This window comes from Sulfuricurvum sp., from assembly GCF_022759005.1.
In the GTDB taxonomy this organism is placed as follows: Bacteria; Campylobacterota; Campylobacteria; order Campylobacterales; family Sulfurimonadaceae; genus Sulfuricurvum.
Window position 1 is genome coordinate 13,898 of sequence record NZ_JAEMQA010000126.1, and the last position, 18,456, is coordinate 32,353.

Consider the following 18,456-nt stretch of genomic DNA (forward strand, 5'->3'; position numbering starts at 1 on the left):
GGTGTTTGCCCCTTTCTCGTAATTTGTTTCAAATACCTAAGCAAAAAATATTCCAATTTTCTTTTATCGAACTCTTTTTGAAGAAACGATATACTTATGAAAATTATACATTATAAGCTTAAAAATGCCGGATAAAAAATTATTTCTCTTAACAACCGCGCTGATTACGATAGGGGTTATTTGCTCGTATACGTTGACCGCTTACACCGTTGTCCTTTTTAATTATAACGATTTCCACTTTGTCATCCGAGAACTCATTGTCGCGGTTATCTCTATTCTGATTATGTGGACGTTGGCGCAGTTAGACCCTGATATTTGGCTCCATCGCTTAGGACTCGGGCTTTTTTTCGGCGGGATAGTATTGATGATCGTTATGCCGTTTCTCCCAGCATCGCTGGTGAGTGAAGTCGGGGGGGCGAAACGGTGGATTAAGCTGTTCGGTTTTTCGATTGCTCCGGTCGAGTATTTCAAAGTAGGCTTTGTCTACTTTTTGGCATGGAGTTTTTCCCGTAAACTCGGGCACCACGCGAACATGGGGGTTGCCGAAGAGTTTAAGCGCTTTATGCCGTATGCGGCGATTTTTGTCGTTATCATGTTTTTGATCGCATTTATGCAAAACGACTTGGGACAAGTTGTTGTACTGGCCCTCACATTGGCATTTATGCTCTTTTTTGCGGGGAGCAGTTTTCGCTTCTTTATGACGCTGATTGGAAGTGCGGTGGCATTTTTCCTCTTTTTTATTCTGACGGCGGAACATCGGATCAACCGTATTTTGTCATGGTGGGCATCGGCACAGAGTACTGTTTTGGCTTTTTTCCCCGAATCGATTGCCAAACATTTACGGATCGAAAATGCCGAAGAACCGTATCAGATCGGACACTCGCTCAATGCGATTCATAATGGATCGATCTTCGGCACGGGTTTAGGTGGCGGAACATTCAAACTCGGTTTTTTGAGTGAGGTGCATACCGACTTTGTTCTGGCGGGGATTGCGGAAGAATTCGGCTTTATCGGAGTGTTCGGCGTGACGCTTCTTTTTATTATGCTTTTGCACCGTCTGTTTAAAATTGCCAACCGCTCACATGATGATACGGCATATCTGTTTAGTCTGGGGGTAGGGTTATTGATTACGTTTGCGTTCATGATTAACGCCTACGGGATCAGCGGACTCACTCCGATCAAAGGGATTTCCGTTCCCTTCCTGAGTTATGGAGGATCGGCGATGCTGGCTTCCGCGGTGGGGGTTGGGATGGTGATCATGGTCTCCAAAAAAATCAAATACAAATCGGGAGATAAAAAGTGAACATTGTCTTTACCGGAGGCGGGACGGGAGGACATCTCGTAATCGCCCTCTCTTTGGCACAAACGGCTCGTGAACGAGGTCACAAGGTGATGTTTATCGGATCGACTTCCGGACAGGATCGCCAATGGTTTGGTAACACTACCCTTTTTGACGAGGTTCACTTTTTAGAGACGACCGGCGTCGTCAATAAAGCCGGATTGGGGAAACTCGGAGCACTCTGGAAAGTGTTTAAAGCTTCATTGAAATCACGCGATTTGATTCGATCATTTCGTGCCGATGCAGTTGTGAGTGTCGGAGGATTCTCGGCAGCACCGGCGGCTTTGGCGGCAGTCGCGTCGCGGATACCGCTTTATATCCATGAACAAAATGCGGTGACGGGTAAGCTTAATCGTCTTCTTCGTCCGTATGCGAAACGTTTTTTTAGTTCGTACGAAGCAGGAGAGAATCATTGCGATTATCCGGTTCATCCACGCTATTTTGAAAATGCAAGAGTGCGTGAGGGGATCAAAACCGTCATCTTTTTGGGAGGATCGCAAGGAGCCAAATTTATTAACGATTTGGCGATTGAAATCGCTCCGTGGCTTCAAAACAGAGGAATCCACATCATCCATCAGTGCGGATTGAAAGAAGAAGAGAGGGTGCGAGCCGCCTATCATGAGCTTGGGATTGAAGCGGAGGTGTACGGATTTACGACCCAAATCGCCGAATTGTGCGAACGGAGCGATTTTGCCGTGAGTCGATCGGGGGCGAGTACATTATGGGAGCTGTGCGCGGCTAAAATCCCAGCTTTTTTTATCCCGTTTCCGTATGCGGCGGCAGATCACCAGTATCACAACGCCCGTTATGTCATCGATCATAACGCTGGGTGGTGCGAGCGGCAAAGCGAAGGGCTGGCTCTAAAATTGCAGGAGGCGATTCTCAGCGATATCAGAGTGAAAAGCGAAGCATTGGGAGAACTCATCAAACCCGATGGAGCGCTTCATATCATCGAAAAGATAGAGAAGCAGTAACGATTATTTGACCTTTGATTTGATCAGCGGGAGTAAGTGATCGCAAATTTTCGCAATCGGTTCTTTCCAAGAACCCCGTTTGTCTTGGCGATACAGCTTCAGGCTCTCATACCACGGGGTTTTATCTCCCTCTTGCATCCATCTCCAGTCCGAAGGATTTGGAACTAAAACCCACGCGCGTTTGTTCATCGCTCCGCATAAATGGGCAACAGCGGTATCGGTCGTGATAATCAGATCGAGTTTCTCTATAATGGTCGCTGTTGCCGAAAAATCGTTTAGCTCACCTGAGAGATCGACAATAGTTTTATCCAGTTTTTTGGAGTGGATCTCTAGGGCGTCTTCTCCCGTTTGTAATGAATACCATGATGTCCCTTTGAGAGAGAACAGCTCTTTGTAGTGTTCCAATCCGATGTACTTGTTTTTGAAATCTTTGTTGGTTCTACTGCTGCTCCAGACAATCCCGATATTAAAACGTTTCGGATCACAACTAAATTGTCCTTTTTCTTGAGGCGATGAGAGATAGGGAAATACCTTCGGGACGGTTTCGAGTGTTGTTTTAAAGCGATTCGGTGAGGAGAGCAATGGGAGATAATAATCGTGTTTCGGTATCGATTCTTCTTCGCTGTAGATAGCTTCTACCCCCTTAATCGATTTGAAAAGTTTTACGAGCTCAGGGCGTGTCCGGAGAATCACTTTTGCACCTAAATTCAAAAACATCGGAACGTAGCGAATAAACATGATATTGTCGCCAAACCCTTGCTCATTTTGTAAAATGAGTGTTTTCCCCTGTAAATCTTCGCCCCGCCACATCGGTGTCGTATAGGGATATATTTTTGCACGCAGCTCGTCCATTTTAATCCGGTGCTCGTAGCGTTGCCACCCGTTGTCGTAATCGCCATTGGAAAGCTCGATTAACGCCAGATCGAAATTGGCATTCGTATGATTTGGGCTCAATGAGAGTGCTTTTCGATAAAGCGGTTCCGCTTTGGCGTACGCTTTGTTTTCTTTGTATACGGCTCCCAAATTACTGTAGGCATCGGCATAGGAGGGATTGAGTTGAATCGATTTTTCTAAATGGGTGATTGCCCCCTCAAGGTCATCGCAAAATCGCAACAGATTGCCGAAATTATTATGAGCGGCACTGTCATTTGGATTAATGTCTAAAACTTTTTCATAGGCTTGTCGAGATTTTTCGTATTCACCGAGTTCTTTATAGGCTACGCCCAGATTGTTGTACGCCGATGTTATAGAGGGATTGATACGGATCGCGTTTGAATACGCTTCAATAGCGTTTTTATACATTTTGAGGGTTGAATAGCAATTACCGAGGGTAAGATGCGAATCATAGATTTCGGCAAATTTTGCGACACAATCGAGAGCTACATTTAAAGCGGCACGATTTTTGTTGGCTGTTTTGTATAACTCGATCAAGCTCAGATGAAAGCGAATATCATCCACTGGAAGCGAGATCGCGCTCAAGAGCAGTTTTTCGGTATTTTGAATATTATTCTGCGCTTTCAAAATGCTCAAAAGATTATAATAGAAGAGGGTATGGGTAGGCTCCAACGCTATCCCAGCTTCGAGAAGCTTTTGTGCGCGGGATAAATCCCCTTTGCGTTTGTAGGCGATGCCCAGATTATTATAAAAGCGCAACACAACGCTTTTGTCCCACTCTTTGATACTTTCGACAGTGAATGCTTTTAAATAGCACTCAATGGCACTGTCGTTTTGATTGTCTTTTAGAAAAATATCACCGCTCAGTATCAACGCAAGGGTTGCTTGCTTCGTTTCAATCATTGATTGGCCGCATTGATAGTTTTGAGCGTATCGATTGTTCCGTCTTTGCGTTTGTATATTTTGAGCTCTTTTTTCTTATTAACGGGGGCATTTTTGATATTTCTTTCTAAATAGGCGTCGTAATGCTTTTTGTTGATAAAGAGTGCTTTTTCTTTGACATTCTGCTCTTTTTTAGGAGAGATATCCTCATTCGAAGAGGCTATTACGGAAAGATTCAAAAGACTTAAAAGGACTAAAAGTTTTAACATACGACACCTCGACGTTTTAATTAACTATATTAATATCCAAAATATTCTAAGAGTTTGCCCTGCTTTGCAAGTAAGTTAAAATAATCAAGAATACGTGTCTTTTCGCTTCGTAATTTTTCAAGTTCGGCTGAATTGACTTGCCGTTGTGCCTGTAAGAGGGTTACTAAATCCTGACTGGAGAGGCGAAAACGTTCCCAGTACGCATCCGCCATTTTTTCGCTGGCTTCTATCTCACTAGAGAGGGTTTCGAGGGTTTTAGTATTGGTTTGAACGGAGTTGTAGAGCTTTTGTGAATTCCATTTTAGCTCTTTTGAGGTGTATTCAAGATTATATGCCCCCTCGGTTGCTTCACTCATAAGGCGCGCAGTTTTCGCTTCGGTTCTCCCGCCGGTGTAGAGGTTGTAATTAAATGAAAGTTGAACCAGTTGATCCGTATTGTACCCGTCCGCTGGGGGTAATGCATTGTGATTATCGTAGTCGTAGCGGTTTCGTCGGCTATCGGTAAAGGTGAGATCGATGGTCGGGTAGTCGGTCGCTTTGTTGATGAAAATCTCTTTTTGTTTGGCTTTGATTTGCGACTTGATAATGTTGACATCGGTATTGTTTGCTTGAATTCCTTCTAGAACTTCATCAATACTTGGCAAATTAATCTCAAATCCCGTTTCGTAAGGGACGTACTCTTCAACTTTTTTGTTGGTCAAAAATTCGTAATAGTCTTTGGCGTTGTTGTACGCCGATTCGGTATTGGTCATTGCCGTTTTAGCATTTGAAACACTTGCCGAAATAGAGCTTTCATCCCCCATCGTGGCAGCTCCGAGTTCCCGTTTTGTTTTGACAATTTCATAAATCTTGACGAGTTTATCGTAATTTTTTTGGTTTACGTCCAACGAGAGTTTGCCGTATACGACACTGAAATACGCATCGATTATTTTTACAATCTCTTCTTCCAGCGTCCCTTTTAATTTCTCTTCCTGCTGTTGTTTCAAGATTTTATTTTTTTGAACGGTTGCGAAATCTTTTCCGGAAGAAAAAAGGTTGTAGGAGACGACAAAATTGTATTGGCTTTGAGAATAGTTTTGGTTATCAAACCCTTCGTATTTTTTTCGTTGGGTATTCCCGGTAAGGGCTACTTGAGGTAAAAAATCGGCATACGCTTCCCGTATGAAATGTTGGGATTGTTCAACACGCTCTTTAGCTTGTTTGACACGGTAGTTGGTATCGATAGCTTCATTGACTGCCGTTTTTAACGAAACTTTGTTTTTGGAGATGAAAGGGACGGTAGCGTTTGTTTCGGGTGATTGCTGGAGCGGGAGCGTCGCATTTGCATCTTGCACCATTTCGGCAAACGAATGAGCGGGGAAGCATAGAGAACTGATGATGAGATATTTAGAAATACTATTTAGTGTCATAACGGATTACCTTATTTAACATCGATTTTTAAGTAGCCGTAGTCGTAATTGAGTGATTCGGCTTGTTTGTAGTTGAGTTTGATTTTGTTTTGGAGGGCAGGGACTTTTTCCAAAGCGTTTTTGAGGCTTAATATCCTTCCCAGAGATACTTGTTTGGTTTGCGTTGAGCTGATTAGTTTTTTTGAGTCGTTGACGCTGATGTAAAAAAGCGCGTCAGGATTTTTTTTGAGGGTGCTGTCCATAAAATCGGTTACTTGAGTGGTGATCTCTTTATTTAAAAAATATTCGTTGTTTTTAAACGCAATAATCATCTCTTGTTCTTTGAACTCTGCTTGGGCATATTGTTCGGATTTTTTAGAGAGAGTATTTCCCTCTACCTCTCCCCCTTGAACTGGAGTTGTATTATTGTTGTCCATTTTTGCAAACAACGGTACAGGCTCTGTTTTTTTCTGCTCTTCTTCTTTTTTTGCTTGTGCGGCAACGCTTTGTTCTTTATACTTTTCGAGTTCGGTTTGCGTCTGCTCTTGTTCGGCCTTGTTTTTGGTATTGAATTGTATGTAATATCCTACGTTCACGAACATGATAAGGATGAATAACAGCAATACCAATATGATTGATGCAAACAAGTCTACATAAGAGATGAACGGATTCATCTCATTGCTATCACCGCCGCCTGCCATTTATACCGCCTGTTTAAATATTATGAGTTAGAGAAAAAAGAGAAAATCCCTTTTTTTCTGTTTGATTTTTGCTCGCCGAGCACATTTTGTCCGATAGATTTTTCAATATTTTTCAATAGCCCCGTATGTGTGGTGAGTGTTTCTAACGACTCGCCAAGCGATTGTTTCATTTCATTTGCGCGAGCGGTGAGGATGTTTGTCCCCTCTTTATTCGCGTGAATACCGGAGTCAATCCCTTCGAGCAGATCGATGGCCTTTGAATGGAAGGTCGATTCTTGTGCTTTTGAACTCTCTTGAAGTTTTAGAAGTGCTTTGAGAGAGCGTTTATTGTCGTCTAAATGGCCGGATGCCTCTTTTAGCGTTGTCATCAGCGTCGATAGATTTTGAGCATTTTTCTCTGAAGCATGCTCGATTTTTGTACCGATTTGCTCATTCATATCGGAGAGATTGGTGTTGATAGTATTCAAATATCGGTCGTTTTGTGCTAAAAGTTGGCTATTGGTTTCCGAGATAGCACTCAGAGAGGATTGATGTTGGGTTGAATGTTTGTCGGTAAGCTCATAAAGATGGCTGACTGCGGATGCGAGGGCTTCATATTGCATCTGGGTGCGCTGCTGCGTTTCCAGTGCTGAGCGCATGTACTCTTTTTGCTCATTGAGAAGTGCTTCGATGGAGGAGAGAGACGTAGCCATTGAAGCGATGCTTTGGGCACCGCTGGATGTTTTAACGATTTCAGCTGTCAACAAGGAGAGTTGATCCAGATAGACATCCATGAAGTTTTTACGATGCCCCGCAAGATTGGACTCTGCACCTGCTGAAGCAGGATTGACATGATCGGGAGCCATATCGATAATACGATCTTTGAGCCACTCCTCGACTCCGCTGATGAGGGTGTCTTGATATCGGAAAAGGATATAGCCGTTGAGACCTAAGATAACCGCCGTGACAACACCGAATAATGAAGCCCCGAACCCGATCGCCATACCCGAAAGAGGACCGGAAAATTGCTGCATGATCTCCGACATTTCAGCTTCACCGTTGAGGCTGAGGATAATTTGCCCCATTTTGTCGATTGATTCGACAAGTCCGACGAATGTTCCCAAAAGTCCGATGAGCATGGAGGTATTGATGAAGAAATTGATGTAATTCTTTTGTTTGGCAAACTTATGCTCAAGCCAGTCGATAATGTCCCGTGACTCCTCTTCGGTGAAGAGCATTTGCTGCTGATTTTTTCGGCTTTGAAGCATATGCGCAATATTCGCGGGGAGAATCGAATCGATACTGCGAAGGTAAAATTCATATCCGGTTCGTTTGTACGCAAGGGCTCCGAAGGTACCGCCGAGCATCATAATATCAAATGCGCTAACAAACTGATAGAGGGTTCCGACTGCCAAAAAACCTACAATGGCGGAACTGAAGATGACAGTTGCCATAAAAAAGTTGCCTAATACTTCCGCATTGGCATAAACAACGTATAAGATAAAGAGCCAAGTGATGAAATAGGCTTTGTGGACTTTTATTCGTTTCATCGGTTTGCTACGCTGCCCATCGTCAAATCATCAAAACGAGCAAAGAGACCACTAAGCCCATTGCCGCAATGGTGATCCCCGTCGAAATTCTTTTGGTCATTTTAGGAAGACTGTTTTCTTTCAGAGCGTATTCTCCGATCAAGAAGACACCGACTTGTTTTCCTTCTGCATCAAGGATAGGTTTCCCCATGACGAAGTAATCGTCCTGCAAAAGGTATTTATCGCTCACAAGCTGATCAAAATCGATAGTGGAAAGGAACTCGATAAAGTTTTCATCCCCTTTGGATTGGACGCTGATTTGGGACTTTCCGATTTTTTTATAGCTGAATTCCTGTACCCGTTTCATATCCAAAAAATCTTTGTCGAGTACAATTTGGAACATTTGCTCTTTTGCCGCGTACGCATCAATCAAATAATCGGTTGATTTTTTCACTTCGAAGACACCGTTTTGCAGCGGAAAATAGGATGCGATGTAGACTTGACCCTCTTGATATTCTACGGCAGTGACGGGAGCATTGGTTGCGATTGCTTTTATGAGGGCTTTGGAATCATGAGCTAGAGAGGAAAGCTTGATGGCTTCAATCGAGGTCGCTGTTTTGATACCGTTTTTATCGTAAAGATCAAAGGCAATTTGGGTTTTTCCCGCGCTGTTGATTGAATCGGCCAGTTGTTTTAATTTTTGGGAGTTAGCGGCACCGTTGGCCGGATTGTTCATCGCCGCAGTGAAAGCCGGATTATCCAGCAGAGCTATTCCCACTGCCGAAATTTCACGCTGAGCGCTCTGAATCTGTGCATCCAAATCTTGGAAAAAGGTATCGCTTGTCGCTGCATAAAGATTTTTAGCACTTGTTTCGGTGGTAGAATTGAGATAGTGAAGTGTCCCCGCTATCCCTAAAAATGCGATAACCGTAATACTGGTAAACCAAAGACGCTTGTTTTTTCGTAGTTGTTCCATAAAAGCTTGAAATTTCAATATCAATGCAAACATTCATAATTCCTTATATACGTATTCTTTATTATAACATATTTATTATAACATAATAGTTATTTAAGGCTCTAGCATCGAGTTTTGCCCCATCCGCTTAATCGGCAAGAAGAGATAGCTGAGGACCGTTCTTTTTCCGGTCACGATGTTAACCACAGCCTCCATCCCCGGCATGATAGGGAGATTTTTTCCGAGGCTGTCTTTGTGGGCTTTGACTTTGACCGCATAGAGGATTTCCCCTTTTTGATTGGTGTAGCTATCGGGGCTGATGGAGACCAGCTCGCCGTCGATTTTTCCGTATTTGGCATAATCATAGGCGGTGATTTCGATACTCACTTTTTGTCCGATCCAGATACGTCCGCGGTCCAAGGCCCGTATATTGGCATCAATCATAAAGCCGCTCTCTGATGGGGTGATTTCAGCTACTTTGTCTCCGGGTTTAATCGCGCCTCCGATGGTGTAGTAATAGAGTTTATTGACGACTCCTTTGACCGGAGAGGTGATTAAAAGCCGTTTTGTACGATCGACGCTTGCTTCGCTTTGTTGGGAAGTTTGGCTCAACTTGAGGCGAACGTCCTGAAGTTCATTGAGTGCTTTGGATTTGATTTCGGATTTGATTGAGTTTAGTTCGAAGAGTGCCTCGTTTGCTTTTCCCTTTGCAATAGGGATTTGATTTTTGACACTGTTAAGCTCGGTAATGAGATTTTGTTTTTTACTCATCTCCGCTAAGTACTCTTTTTTCGATCCGGCTCCCGATTTCATCAATTGTTCCGCGATAGCGGTATTTTGAGTCTCTACATCGAGTTCAGAGCTCAAATCTCTCAATTTCGCCTCTAAATCTTGGATTTCATATTTTTTTTGTTCTACTTTTTGCATGGCACTGTTGAGACGATCGGAGTTGTTGAGCTTTTCGCTGTAGTAGATTTGCATTTCGTTGTTGACGATTTGGGGATATTTTTCACTGAAATCGGCACTGAATACCAAATTGGTGCCGTTGGTCATGCTTTCCAATCGGTGCTGTTTGGCTTGTAAGGATACTTTTTCGAGATCTTTTTCATTGGATTCCGCGGTGAATGATGCCTGTTCCAGCCGGTAGATGGGCTGATTGATTGAAACTAGATCTCCCTCGTTTACAAGTATTTGGGCAACAATCCCCCCCTCCATATGCTGTAATATTTTGGTTTGACCGGAAGGGATTACTTTTCCTTCACCGCGAACCACTTCGTCAATCTCTGAAAAAGCAGCCCAAAGTAAAGCGGTGAGTAAAAAAACTCCGATCGGAATGACGGTGATATAGTAGTTCCACCGTTTTTCGAGTGTCATTTTTTTCATTATTGTTTACTCACATTCTGAGATTGTAATTGTCGAAGAATATCATCTCTCGCCCCATCGGCGATAATGCGGCCGTTGTTGATGACCATAACTCGATCTACGAGATCCAGTGCGGCAAAACGGTGGGTAATGAGGATGAGTGTTTTGTTCGCAACAATCGGTTTGAGATGGTGGATCATCTCTCTTTCCAAACCGACGTCCATACCGGTAGTCGGTTCATCCAAAATGAGAATGGAGGGATCATTGATGAGCGAACGGGCCAATCCGACCAGATGTCTTTGTCCGACCGACAGGCGCGATCCTCCCTCGCCGACTTGGAAGTTTTCTCCCTCGCCGGAGCGTTTGACCAGCTCTTCCAGACCGGTCATCGCCAAGAGTTTGATGAGCATGTCTTTGCCGATGTTGCGACCGATTTCAATGTTCTCTTTTAGGGTTCCGTCAAACAAAAACGGCTCTTGGGGCATGATGCCGATATTGTCGCGCAGCTCTACCGGATGAATGGTATTGATTTCGTGTCCATCGATAAAAATGGATCCTGAACTCGGGGTATCCAATCCGGTCAAAAGGCGTAAAACGGTACTTTTCCCTGCTCCGGTCGGTCCAATAAAGCCGATTTTTTCACCCGGTTTGATTTTGAACGTAGCATTGTTCAGTGAAGGGTTTTTAGACCCTGAGTAGGTGAAAGAGACTTGATTAAATTCAATTTCGCCTTGGAGTTTTTTGATCCCGATGTCGATCGGTTTTTGGGTTTCGAGAGGGATATGCCAAAATTTATTGAGCGATTCGAGAGCCTCTTTGAACTCTTTGTACTTACTCAGGAGTGTCGAAATATTGACAATCGGAACCATCGCTCTTCCGACCAATAATCCTAAAGCGACGAGTGCACCGATTGTGAGATTTTTCTCCTGTATTTGATAAACCCCGACGACCAATGTCAAAACCGTCGCCAACTGCATAATGACATAGGAAATATTGGTCGCTAGATTGGTATACATTTGGATTTTGAGATTAACGAAATTGTAAAAATTGATCACTTGACGCCATTTGTGCAACCGTTTGGAGACAGCATTGGTCAGTTTGAGTGTCTCGATTCCTTTGATCGTTTCAAACAGGTAGTTATGCTTTACCTGCCCGTCATGGAACAATTTTCTCCCTAAAGAGAAAATGGGGAGCTGTAAAACGATATTCACTACGATAATCGCAACCCCGCATAAAAAAGTAACGATTGCGACACTCGGAGAAATGAGATAGATGACGATCAACGTCAAAAATACAAACGGCAAATCGAGGGCATAGGCGATGCTTTTGGACATAAAAAAGTCACGAACCTGGGCGATTTCACGAAAAAGATTGGCTTTTGACCCGGCTAAGAGGTGATCGTGTTGGCTCTGAACCAACAACAATTTTTTGAGTAACTCCTCTTCCAAAGCACTTCCGATTTGCCGTCCCATGTTTTCGAGGATATAGGCACGTGCCATTTTGAAAAGAGCATCAAAAATAAAGATCAATACGACACCGATTGTGAGAACAAAGAGCGTTTCTGTGGCAAAATTCGGGATAACGCGGTTATAAACGTTCATCGCATAGAGGGGGACGAGGAGAATAAATATATTGATAAATACCGTGAGAAGAGCCACTTTTTTAATGTCGGATTTGGCTTCAAGGAGATGGTTCCAAAACCACTCTTTTCCTTGTGTTTTATGCGACAAAATAGTGTGAGGAATGATATCTTTGTAAAAATACAGAAGGGTATCGAATCGCTCAACCAGTTCGACCATCGTAGAGCTGCTTTTTTCATGGGTGATCGGATCCAGAAGATAAACCGTCCCTTTGTCTAATCCCGTTAAAATCATTTCATCGGCATCCTCACCCGTGACAATACATGGAAAAATATGGGAATAGACGATGTCTGAAGACATCTCGGCTTCTTCAAAATTGAGACCGAAGTCCACGGCGCCATGTTGAAGATCTTCCACTTGCACATGACGTTTTGCCGGCGAGAGGATCGTGGAGATCGTTTTTAATTCTACATCTCCATGATAAAAATCAAGGATGTATTTGAACGACAGGAGAAGTCTATCGTGTGTTGATTGTTGAGAGTTGAGCGTTTCTTCCATTTAAATCCTAAAGTGCCAGTACATGCAGATCTGTTGTATGCCCGGATGTATCGGTAAGCGAGTATGTATGATTACCGCTGCTTAATGTGAAATTACCGCTGTTGGCAGCGCCGCCGTCGATCGACCAAGAATTTACCCCGCTCAAAGAAAGATGTCCGGCTGATAAATCAGCAGATGCGGCATCTAGCGTGAGAGAATGTCCTACATTGGTTCCGGTAAAGGCGTAGAGTGAGTTAGCGTCTATTGTAAGACCTCCTGCTGATAGTCCAAGAGAATGGATATCGAGGGTTTCGATATTCGTAAAGGCATTGGTGTCTGTGAGTGTGGTTGATGCCGTACTCCCAAAAAATGAGACCGTATCGTTTCCGCTGCTTCCGTTGAATTGAACCTTATCAAGCTGGCTAAAGTCCAAAACGAGATTGTCATTGCCGGTTGTTCCGGCAATCGAGAGGTTGTCTGTTCCTAAGGATACGGTTTCGGAATGGATATCCATCGAGGTAGTCCCGTTGATACTGACAGAACCCGAACCTGATAGGGTTGAAATGCCGCTGGATCCTATATCGGTATAGTTAAGGGTTGTCGTTCCCCCCGTAACGTTAAGCGTTTCAATGCCAGAAACTTTTCCGCTGAGATTCATGGTTGCTGTCGTAATGAGGGTATCTCCTGTCCCGGTACCCAAATTAATGCTGCTCAGTGCTTGATCGATGGTGAGTGTTTCATCGCCGGTACTGCCACTCACGGATGTGGTAGCACTCAGTGTTGCACCGGTAATATCGACGTTGACACCGCTGGCGAGCGTAATAGCATCAGCACCGGAAATGTTTTGGGTGTATGTCGTGGAAGCGGTAAAATTGATTGTTTCATTAACGGATGCGGCAATAGCACTGAGCGTGTTATTCACATTATTGTCTACGTCAATGATTAACGCACCTGTTCCGGTAACCGTATGTCCGGAAATGATATCATCGGTTGTTTCCATTGTACCGCTTGAAATGTTCAATGTATCGACATTGTTCAGATTTCCGGTATAGGTTCCTGTCCCACTCCAATCGACATTGACGGTTGTCGCTGCGGCGATGTTCGAAAAATCAGCCGTTAATGTCGCATCAAGGTTGGTAACGCTTAGTGTTCCGGTACCATTTACTGTCTTTGTACTGACCACAGAGGCGTCTGCGCTCAATGTTACTCCCGATGCGATCGTTGCGGTAGCAGAAAGCGCTCCATTGGCAAAGGTCGCATTTTGGTTAACGTTGATCGTTTCAATACCGGTGATGTTGTTCATATTGAAAATCAAGCCGCTTTTATTGATATTTAGGACATCTGATGAACCGGCACTACCGTCAATGACCCCACTCAAGTTGCTGCTCAAAGTCGATAAAATATTGATCGTATCATTCCCGCCGCTGGCGAAAATATTGACGGAGGCATTGTCGATATTATAGACATCATCATTGATGGTACCGGTGAGCGTTTGAACTCCTGTTCCGTCATTGATCGTGAAGGTGCCGCTGTATCCGCTCAAGGTTTTAGTCGAGAGATCGACGCTGGATGCGGTTCCGGCTTCAATCGTGATATTCCCCGTTCCTGAATATTGCCCAATGGCATTTGCCTGTGCTCCGGTGAGTGTGACTAACGCACTTGTATTGAGTTTATCGAGTGCGCTTCCAAGGTTGACAGCCGTCAAATTCAGTGTACTGGAGACATTCAGTGTCACATTGCCGGTGATGCTGTTGGTGAGTCCGCTGAAATTATTATTCGCCGCTGTCGTATCGGCGGTAATATTCAGTGCGCCGGCACCGGAGAGCGTCGCTGTTTTACCGTTGAGTGATGCCGCACTCATTGTTGCGGTGACGCCGCTATCGACGCTGATGGTAGAGAGGCTTCCCAAATTACCGCTAAAGGCTGATGACGCGGTAAATTCAAGTGTTTTGGTCCCCGCTGTAGTAATCGCGGAAAAATTATACGCCGAATCGCTACTGTGTAAAACAGTGATATTTCCGGCACCCGTAACCGCTTTTCCGGTGACATCTGAGGCTCTAATGATGAGGGTCGCTCCGCTTGCTACGTAATAGCTTTCAATGTTGCTGAGTGTTGCGGCGCTTAAATCAACACTGTTCGCATTAATGTAGAGCTGATCCGTCCCTCCCCCTGCATTAATCGACGTATAGACAGAATTAATTTTGATCGTTTCACCCGTTGTAGTGTTGGTCGTAAGGGTCGTACCGGTGTAATTGGTTAGATCAACAATCTCCATGCCGCTGATTTTTGTAAAATCGATGGCATTGTTCCCTGTGACAACGAGCGTATCTGAGGTCCCTCCGGTATCACTGATGAGATCACCGGCATTGGTGAATTTGGCACTATCGATGGTGATTGTCTCATTTCCGGTGTTTCCATAGATTTTGAGCATTCCGTTGGAATCTTTCGTGAACCCTGCCACACTTGCATTCAAAGCTCCTCCGGCAGAGAGGGTAAAGTTTGTTGTTCCGCCGCTGTTGAGCGTGACATGCGATAAATCGGTACCGTTCACATTGGTAGCGGTGAGGGTTCCGTTGACATTCACCGTTTTGCCCGAAAGTGTTGTCGAAGGAGCCGTGGTGGTCAATGTAGCCCCCGAGGAAACCGTTGCTGTTGTAGCAGCATTCAGTGTACCGCTCATGGCACTGGTGCCGCTTGTGATATTGAGATTTTCAACACTGCTTAGATTGCTTGCGTTAATGGCGACATTGCCGCTGATATTGAGGGTATCGGTTCCTGCCCCGCCAACAATGGAGATATTGTTGATGGCGCTATTGTTGATGGTATTGGTTCCGCCGGCACTGAGATTGACGGTTTTAAATCCATTTCCTCCGTTATTCGCCTCAGTTGCGAGCGTTGCGGTAGACCCTGCGCCCAATTTCAAAATTTCGATATTGGTTACATTCGTTAATTGAGCATCTGTGATGGTCGCACCTGCATCGGTAATCTCCAGAGTATCCGAACCGCTCGTATCGGAGATGATATCGGTGGAGGTCAAATTACTGCTGTTAATTTTGAAAGTATCATTACCGCTACCGCCCGCTAATGTATCTGCGAGGGTTCCTGCAATGATGATATCGTTACCGCTACCGCCAGTGATACTGTTGGCAATCGTCGATACTCCCGTAAGTGTCACTGCGGCTGAAGCGCTTGATGCATCGACGATAACTTTGGCTATATTGGAGTAGGTTTTGCCGCTATTCATATCAAGTGTTGCCGTTACTCCCGTGACACTAACCGTATCAGTAGCACCCGCAAAACCGGTAAAGGTGGTAAACGAGGATGCCTGTGCCGATGAAATGGTATCGGTTTGGGTACCGGCACCTTGATAAAATTTCAATTCCTCGATTCCGGTTGTGGTTGCAGTAGAGAGATTGAAATTCGCGTTTGCATCAGTCCAGATAATGTCGGTTCCCCCGCCCGTATCGTTGATGGAATCTGTAGAAATATCGGCTGTTGCCGTGTAGCGATAGGTATCATTATCCGCTCCACCATCCATATAATCGGCTCCTGCACCGCCCATTAGGGTATCGTTGCCGGAACCTCCGTAGAGGGTATCGCTTTTAGTGGATCCGGTGATCGTGTCATCACCCGCACCGCCACTGAGGGTTATCGTTCCGGTGTAAGAGGTGAGGGTAGAGTTGAGGGTGAGGGTGTCGTTGTTGCCGGTTCCGTTGATTTGCAGTGCACCGGCACCTGTGAACGTGAGTCCACTCACTGATGTTGAAGTGTCGGCATTATTGATGATCAAAGTCCCCGCATCGGCGATGCTCATCGTATCACCGCTTAACGCACTGGCATCAAGATTAAGTGTTTTTGTACTTGCGATACTCAGATTGTTTACACCTGTGATATCACCGCTAAACGTTGTATTGGCGTTTACATTGATGGTTTCGATTTTAGTGATGGCGGAGGCATTTTGGGTAATGGCACTGCCGATTGTTAAGACATCGGTAGCAGCACTATTGCTACCGGTATAGGTGCTTCCGCCAACGGTTGCGGCTTTGATCGTGACACCGGTGGTCATTGCTGAGGCATTGATACTCAATGTTCCGCCGTTTGCACTCGCATCAATCGTAGAGAGCCCCATTGTCGTAGCATTGGCACCCAGAACAATGGAGCCGGTATAGCTATTAGCGTCCAATGTCGGGATGGATAAAAATCCAGCGAGATTAGCATCGGCTACGGAGGTTGACCCTGTAATTTTTAAAATATCATTGCTGCCTGAACCGATGAGTTTTGCATTCGCCGTCGTGTCGGTGAGTGCTGTTGAAGTATAAACAAAGGTATCAATGCCGCTTCCGCCGACAAGGCTCACACCGCTGAGCTGTGTTTCGTTGGAGCCGATATTAAACGTGTTGGTACCGTTGGCTAACTTGATTTGATCGATATTGCTAAGTCCGCTGAATCTCGTATCATCCGCAATCGTTCCCGCATTTAAAAATTGGAGAATATCGGTTGTTCCCGCACCGCCGCCTACTATATGATCGGCGCTTGTGAGATTTGACAAAGTGTAATTATATGTATTGGTACCGCTGGTTCCGGCATAGAGCGTCGCGATGCCTCCCCCCACGCTGTTCACATCGACACTCACCGTATTGGTACCGTTTGCTAATTGTATTTTTTCGATGTTGGTGATCGAGCTGAGCATGGAATCGGTGAGGGTTCCCGCTGTCGTAAAGGAGAGGGTATCGTTATCTCCCGCTCCGTTGATTTTATCGAGAGCACTGAAATTGGCTATCGCATAGTTAAAGATATCCGTTGAGCTTCCGCCGATGAGCTGTACTCCGTTGAGTTGGGTCGTATCTAGGCTAATTGTGTTGGCAACGTCTGCAAATTGAACGTATTCGATATTGGAGACATTTGAAAATCCGGAGGCATTATTGATGACTCCGCCATCTCTGAAGAAAATAGTGTCATTGCCGCTATTGCCGTTTATGGTATCGGTATTTGTGAGTTCGGAAGCAAACAGATACACACTGTCGTCTCCGCTTCCCATATCGATAGTATCGCTGCCGGCATTTGCGGATGATGAAACACTGGAAAGAGGACTCATATAAATAGCGTCGTTACCGGAACCTGAATTGATCAGATTGGCATTGGTGTTGCCCACAATCGTATCATTTCCATTGCTTCCGACTACGGTATTAAACCCAAAGATCGTATCTGTAGCGGATGGGGTACCGACCAATCGGGCAAACGATTGTCCGGCGGTTGCATTGATATCGATGTACACGGCTCCGGAAGCAAGCTCGCTATAATCGATTCGGTCATTTCCATTAAATGCGGTAGCATTGTCCCCACCATAAAGGGTGTCGCCCTCAAGCATACCGTAGAGTACATCATTTCCGGCATTACCATAGAGGGTATCTGCGGCGCCATCAGCGCTATTGGCACTGTTGTAGGCAGTTCCGCCTCCACGTAGAATATCATCGCCTGATCCGCCGCTGAGAATATCTATTCCGCTTCCCCCTGCGATAGTATCGTTGTTTGATCCTCCGTCAATAGAGTCATTGCCTGCAGCACCGAAGAGGGAGTCATTGCCTCCGTTGCCTAAAATCGTATTATCCAAACCATTTCCGGCGATCAGATCCGCACCGCTATTGGAACCGGAAATATTTTCAATACTGTCGAGGAGGGTGACACTACCCCCTCCACCGGTTGCTTGGGCTGAGGTGAGCGCTAAATCTATGGCAACGGCGCTGCTTGCATTGTAAAAGTTCAAGATATCGGTATTATTACCGCCTATAATGGTATTGGTTGCGGTTGAAAGAGAGAGTTCAAAGGTATCGTTCCCGTCATTTCCTGACAAAATATTGATTCCGCTCTCACCGTTTAGGTAGTCATCGCCGCTTCCGCCATAGAGGGTATCATTGTTGTTTCCTCCCCAAAGGCTGTCGTTACCAAGACCTCCGTAAATAGTATCGTTGCCATCTTCTCCATAGAGAAAATCATCGCCGCTTTGGCTTCCGTCGACCTTAACACCGCTATTATCGTCCCCGTAAATAATATCGGCACCGGCACCGGC

General features: G+C 45.0%; 10 protein-coding genes and 1 pseudogene. 2 read left to right on the forward strand and 9 right to left on the reverse strand.

All coding sequences use genetic code 11. The features are described from left to right. Positions 1 to 124: 124 nt before the first annotated feature. Positions 125 to 1,303: an FtsW/RodA/SpoVE family cell cycle protein gene (locus JHC35_RS07825; RefSeq protein WP_295043866.1), complete on the forward strand. Its 1,179-nt coding sequence runs from the start codon at positions 125 to 127 to the stop codon at positions 1,301 to 1,303. Further along, on the forward strand, positions 1,300 to 2,313 hold the full coding sequence (murG, locus tag JHC35_RS07830; protein WP_295043869.1) for an undecaprenyldiphospho-muramoylpentapeptide beta-N-acetylglucosaminyltransferase: 1,014 nt from the start codon (positions 1,300 to 1,302) through the stop codon (positions 2,311 to 2,313). The genes JHC35_RS07825 and murG overlap by 4 nt, the downstream gene beginning before the upstream one ends. Before the next feature lie 3 nt (positions 2,314 to 2,316). Here the strand turns inward: murG and JHC35_RS07835 are convergent, their stop codons facing one another. From JHC35_RS07835 to JHC35_RS07875, 9 genes and pseudogenes are all read right to left on the reverse strand, one after another. Next, positions 2,317 to 4,110 carry a tetratricopeptide repeat protein gene (locus JHC35_RS07835; RefSeq protein ID WP_295043872.1) on the reverse strand — a complete coding sequence of 598 codons (1,794 nt, stop codon included), beginning with the start codon at positions 4,108 to 4,110 and terminating at the stop codon, positions 2,317 to 2,319. Further along, complete coding sequence (locus JHC35_RS07840) at positions 4,107 to 4,358, reverse strand: hypothetical protein (protein WP_295043875.1); 252 nt, start codon at positions 4,356 to 4,358, stop codon at positions 4,107 to 4,109. The genes JHC35_RS07835 and JHC35_RS07840 overlap by 4 nt, the downstream gene beginning before the upstream one ends. A gap of 29 nt (positions 4,359 to 4,387) precedes the next feature. Next, positions 4,388 to 5,767: a TolC family protein gene (locus JHC35_RS07845; protein ID WP_295043878.1), complete on the reverse strand. Its 1,380-nt coding sequence runs from the start codon at positions 5,765 to 5,767 to the stop codon at positions 4,388 to 4,390. 11 nt (positions 5,768 to 5,778) lie between these two features. Then, complete coding sequence (locus tag JHC35_RS07850) at positions 5,779 to 6,447, reverse strand: hypothetical protein (RefSeq protein WP_295043881.1); 669 nt, start codon at positions 6,445 to 6,447, stop codon at positions 5,779 to 5,781. Positions 6,448 to 6,467: 20 nt separating this feature from the next. After that, a complete protein-coding gene (locus JHC35_RS07855) occupies positions 6,468 to 7,976 on the reverse strand; it encodes a MotA/TolQ/ExbB proton channel family protein (RefSeq protein ID WP_295043884.1) in 1,509 nt (502 codons plus the stop codon). Positions 7,977 to 7,998: 22 nt separating this feature from the next. Then, complete coding sequence (locus JHC35_RS07860; protein WP_295043887.1) at positions 7,999 to 8,964, reverse strand: hypothetical protein; 966 nt, start codon at positions 8,962 to 8,964, stop codon at positions 7,999 to 8,001. Positions 8,965 to 9,024: 60 nt separating this feature from the next. Continuing rightward, the gene (locus JHC35_RS07865; RefSeq protein ID WP_295043889.1) at positions 9,025 to 10,284 is read right to left on the reverse strand and encodes an HlyD family type I secretion periplasmic adaptor subunit; all 1,260 of its coding nucleotides are present in this window, start codon (positions 10,282 to 10,284) and stop codon (positions 9,025 to 9,027) included. Positions 10,285 to 10,292: 8 nt separating this feature from the next. Continuing rightward, on the reverse strand, positions 10,293 to 12,410 hold the full coding sequence (locus tag JHC35_RS07870) for an ATP-binding cassette domain-containing protein (protein ID WP_295043892.1): 2,118 nt from the start codon (positions 12,408 to 12,410) through the stop codon (positions 10,293 to 10,295). Between the two features lie 7 nt (positions 12,411 to 12,417). Next, positions 12,418 to 18,456, reverse strand: a pseudogene (locus tag JHC35_RS07875) (hypothetical protein); the annotation flags it as partial.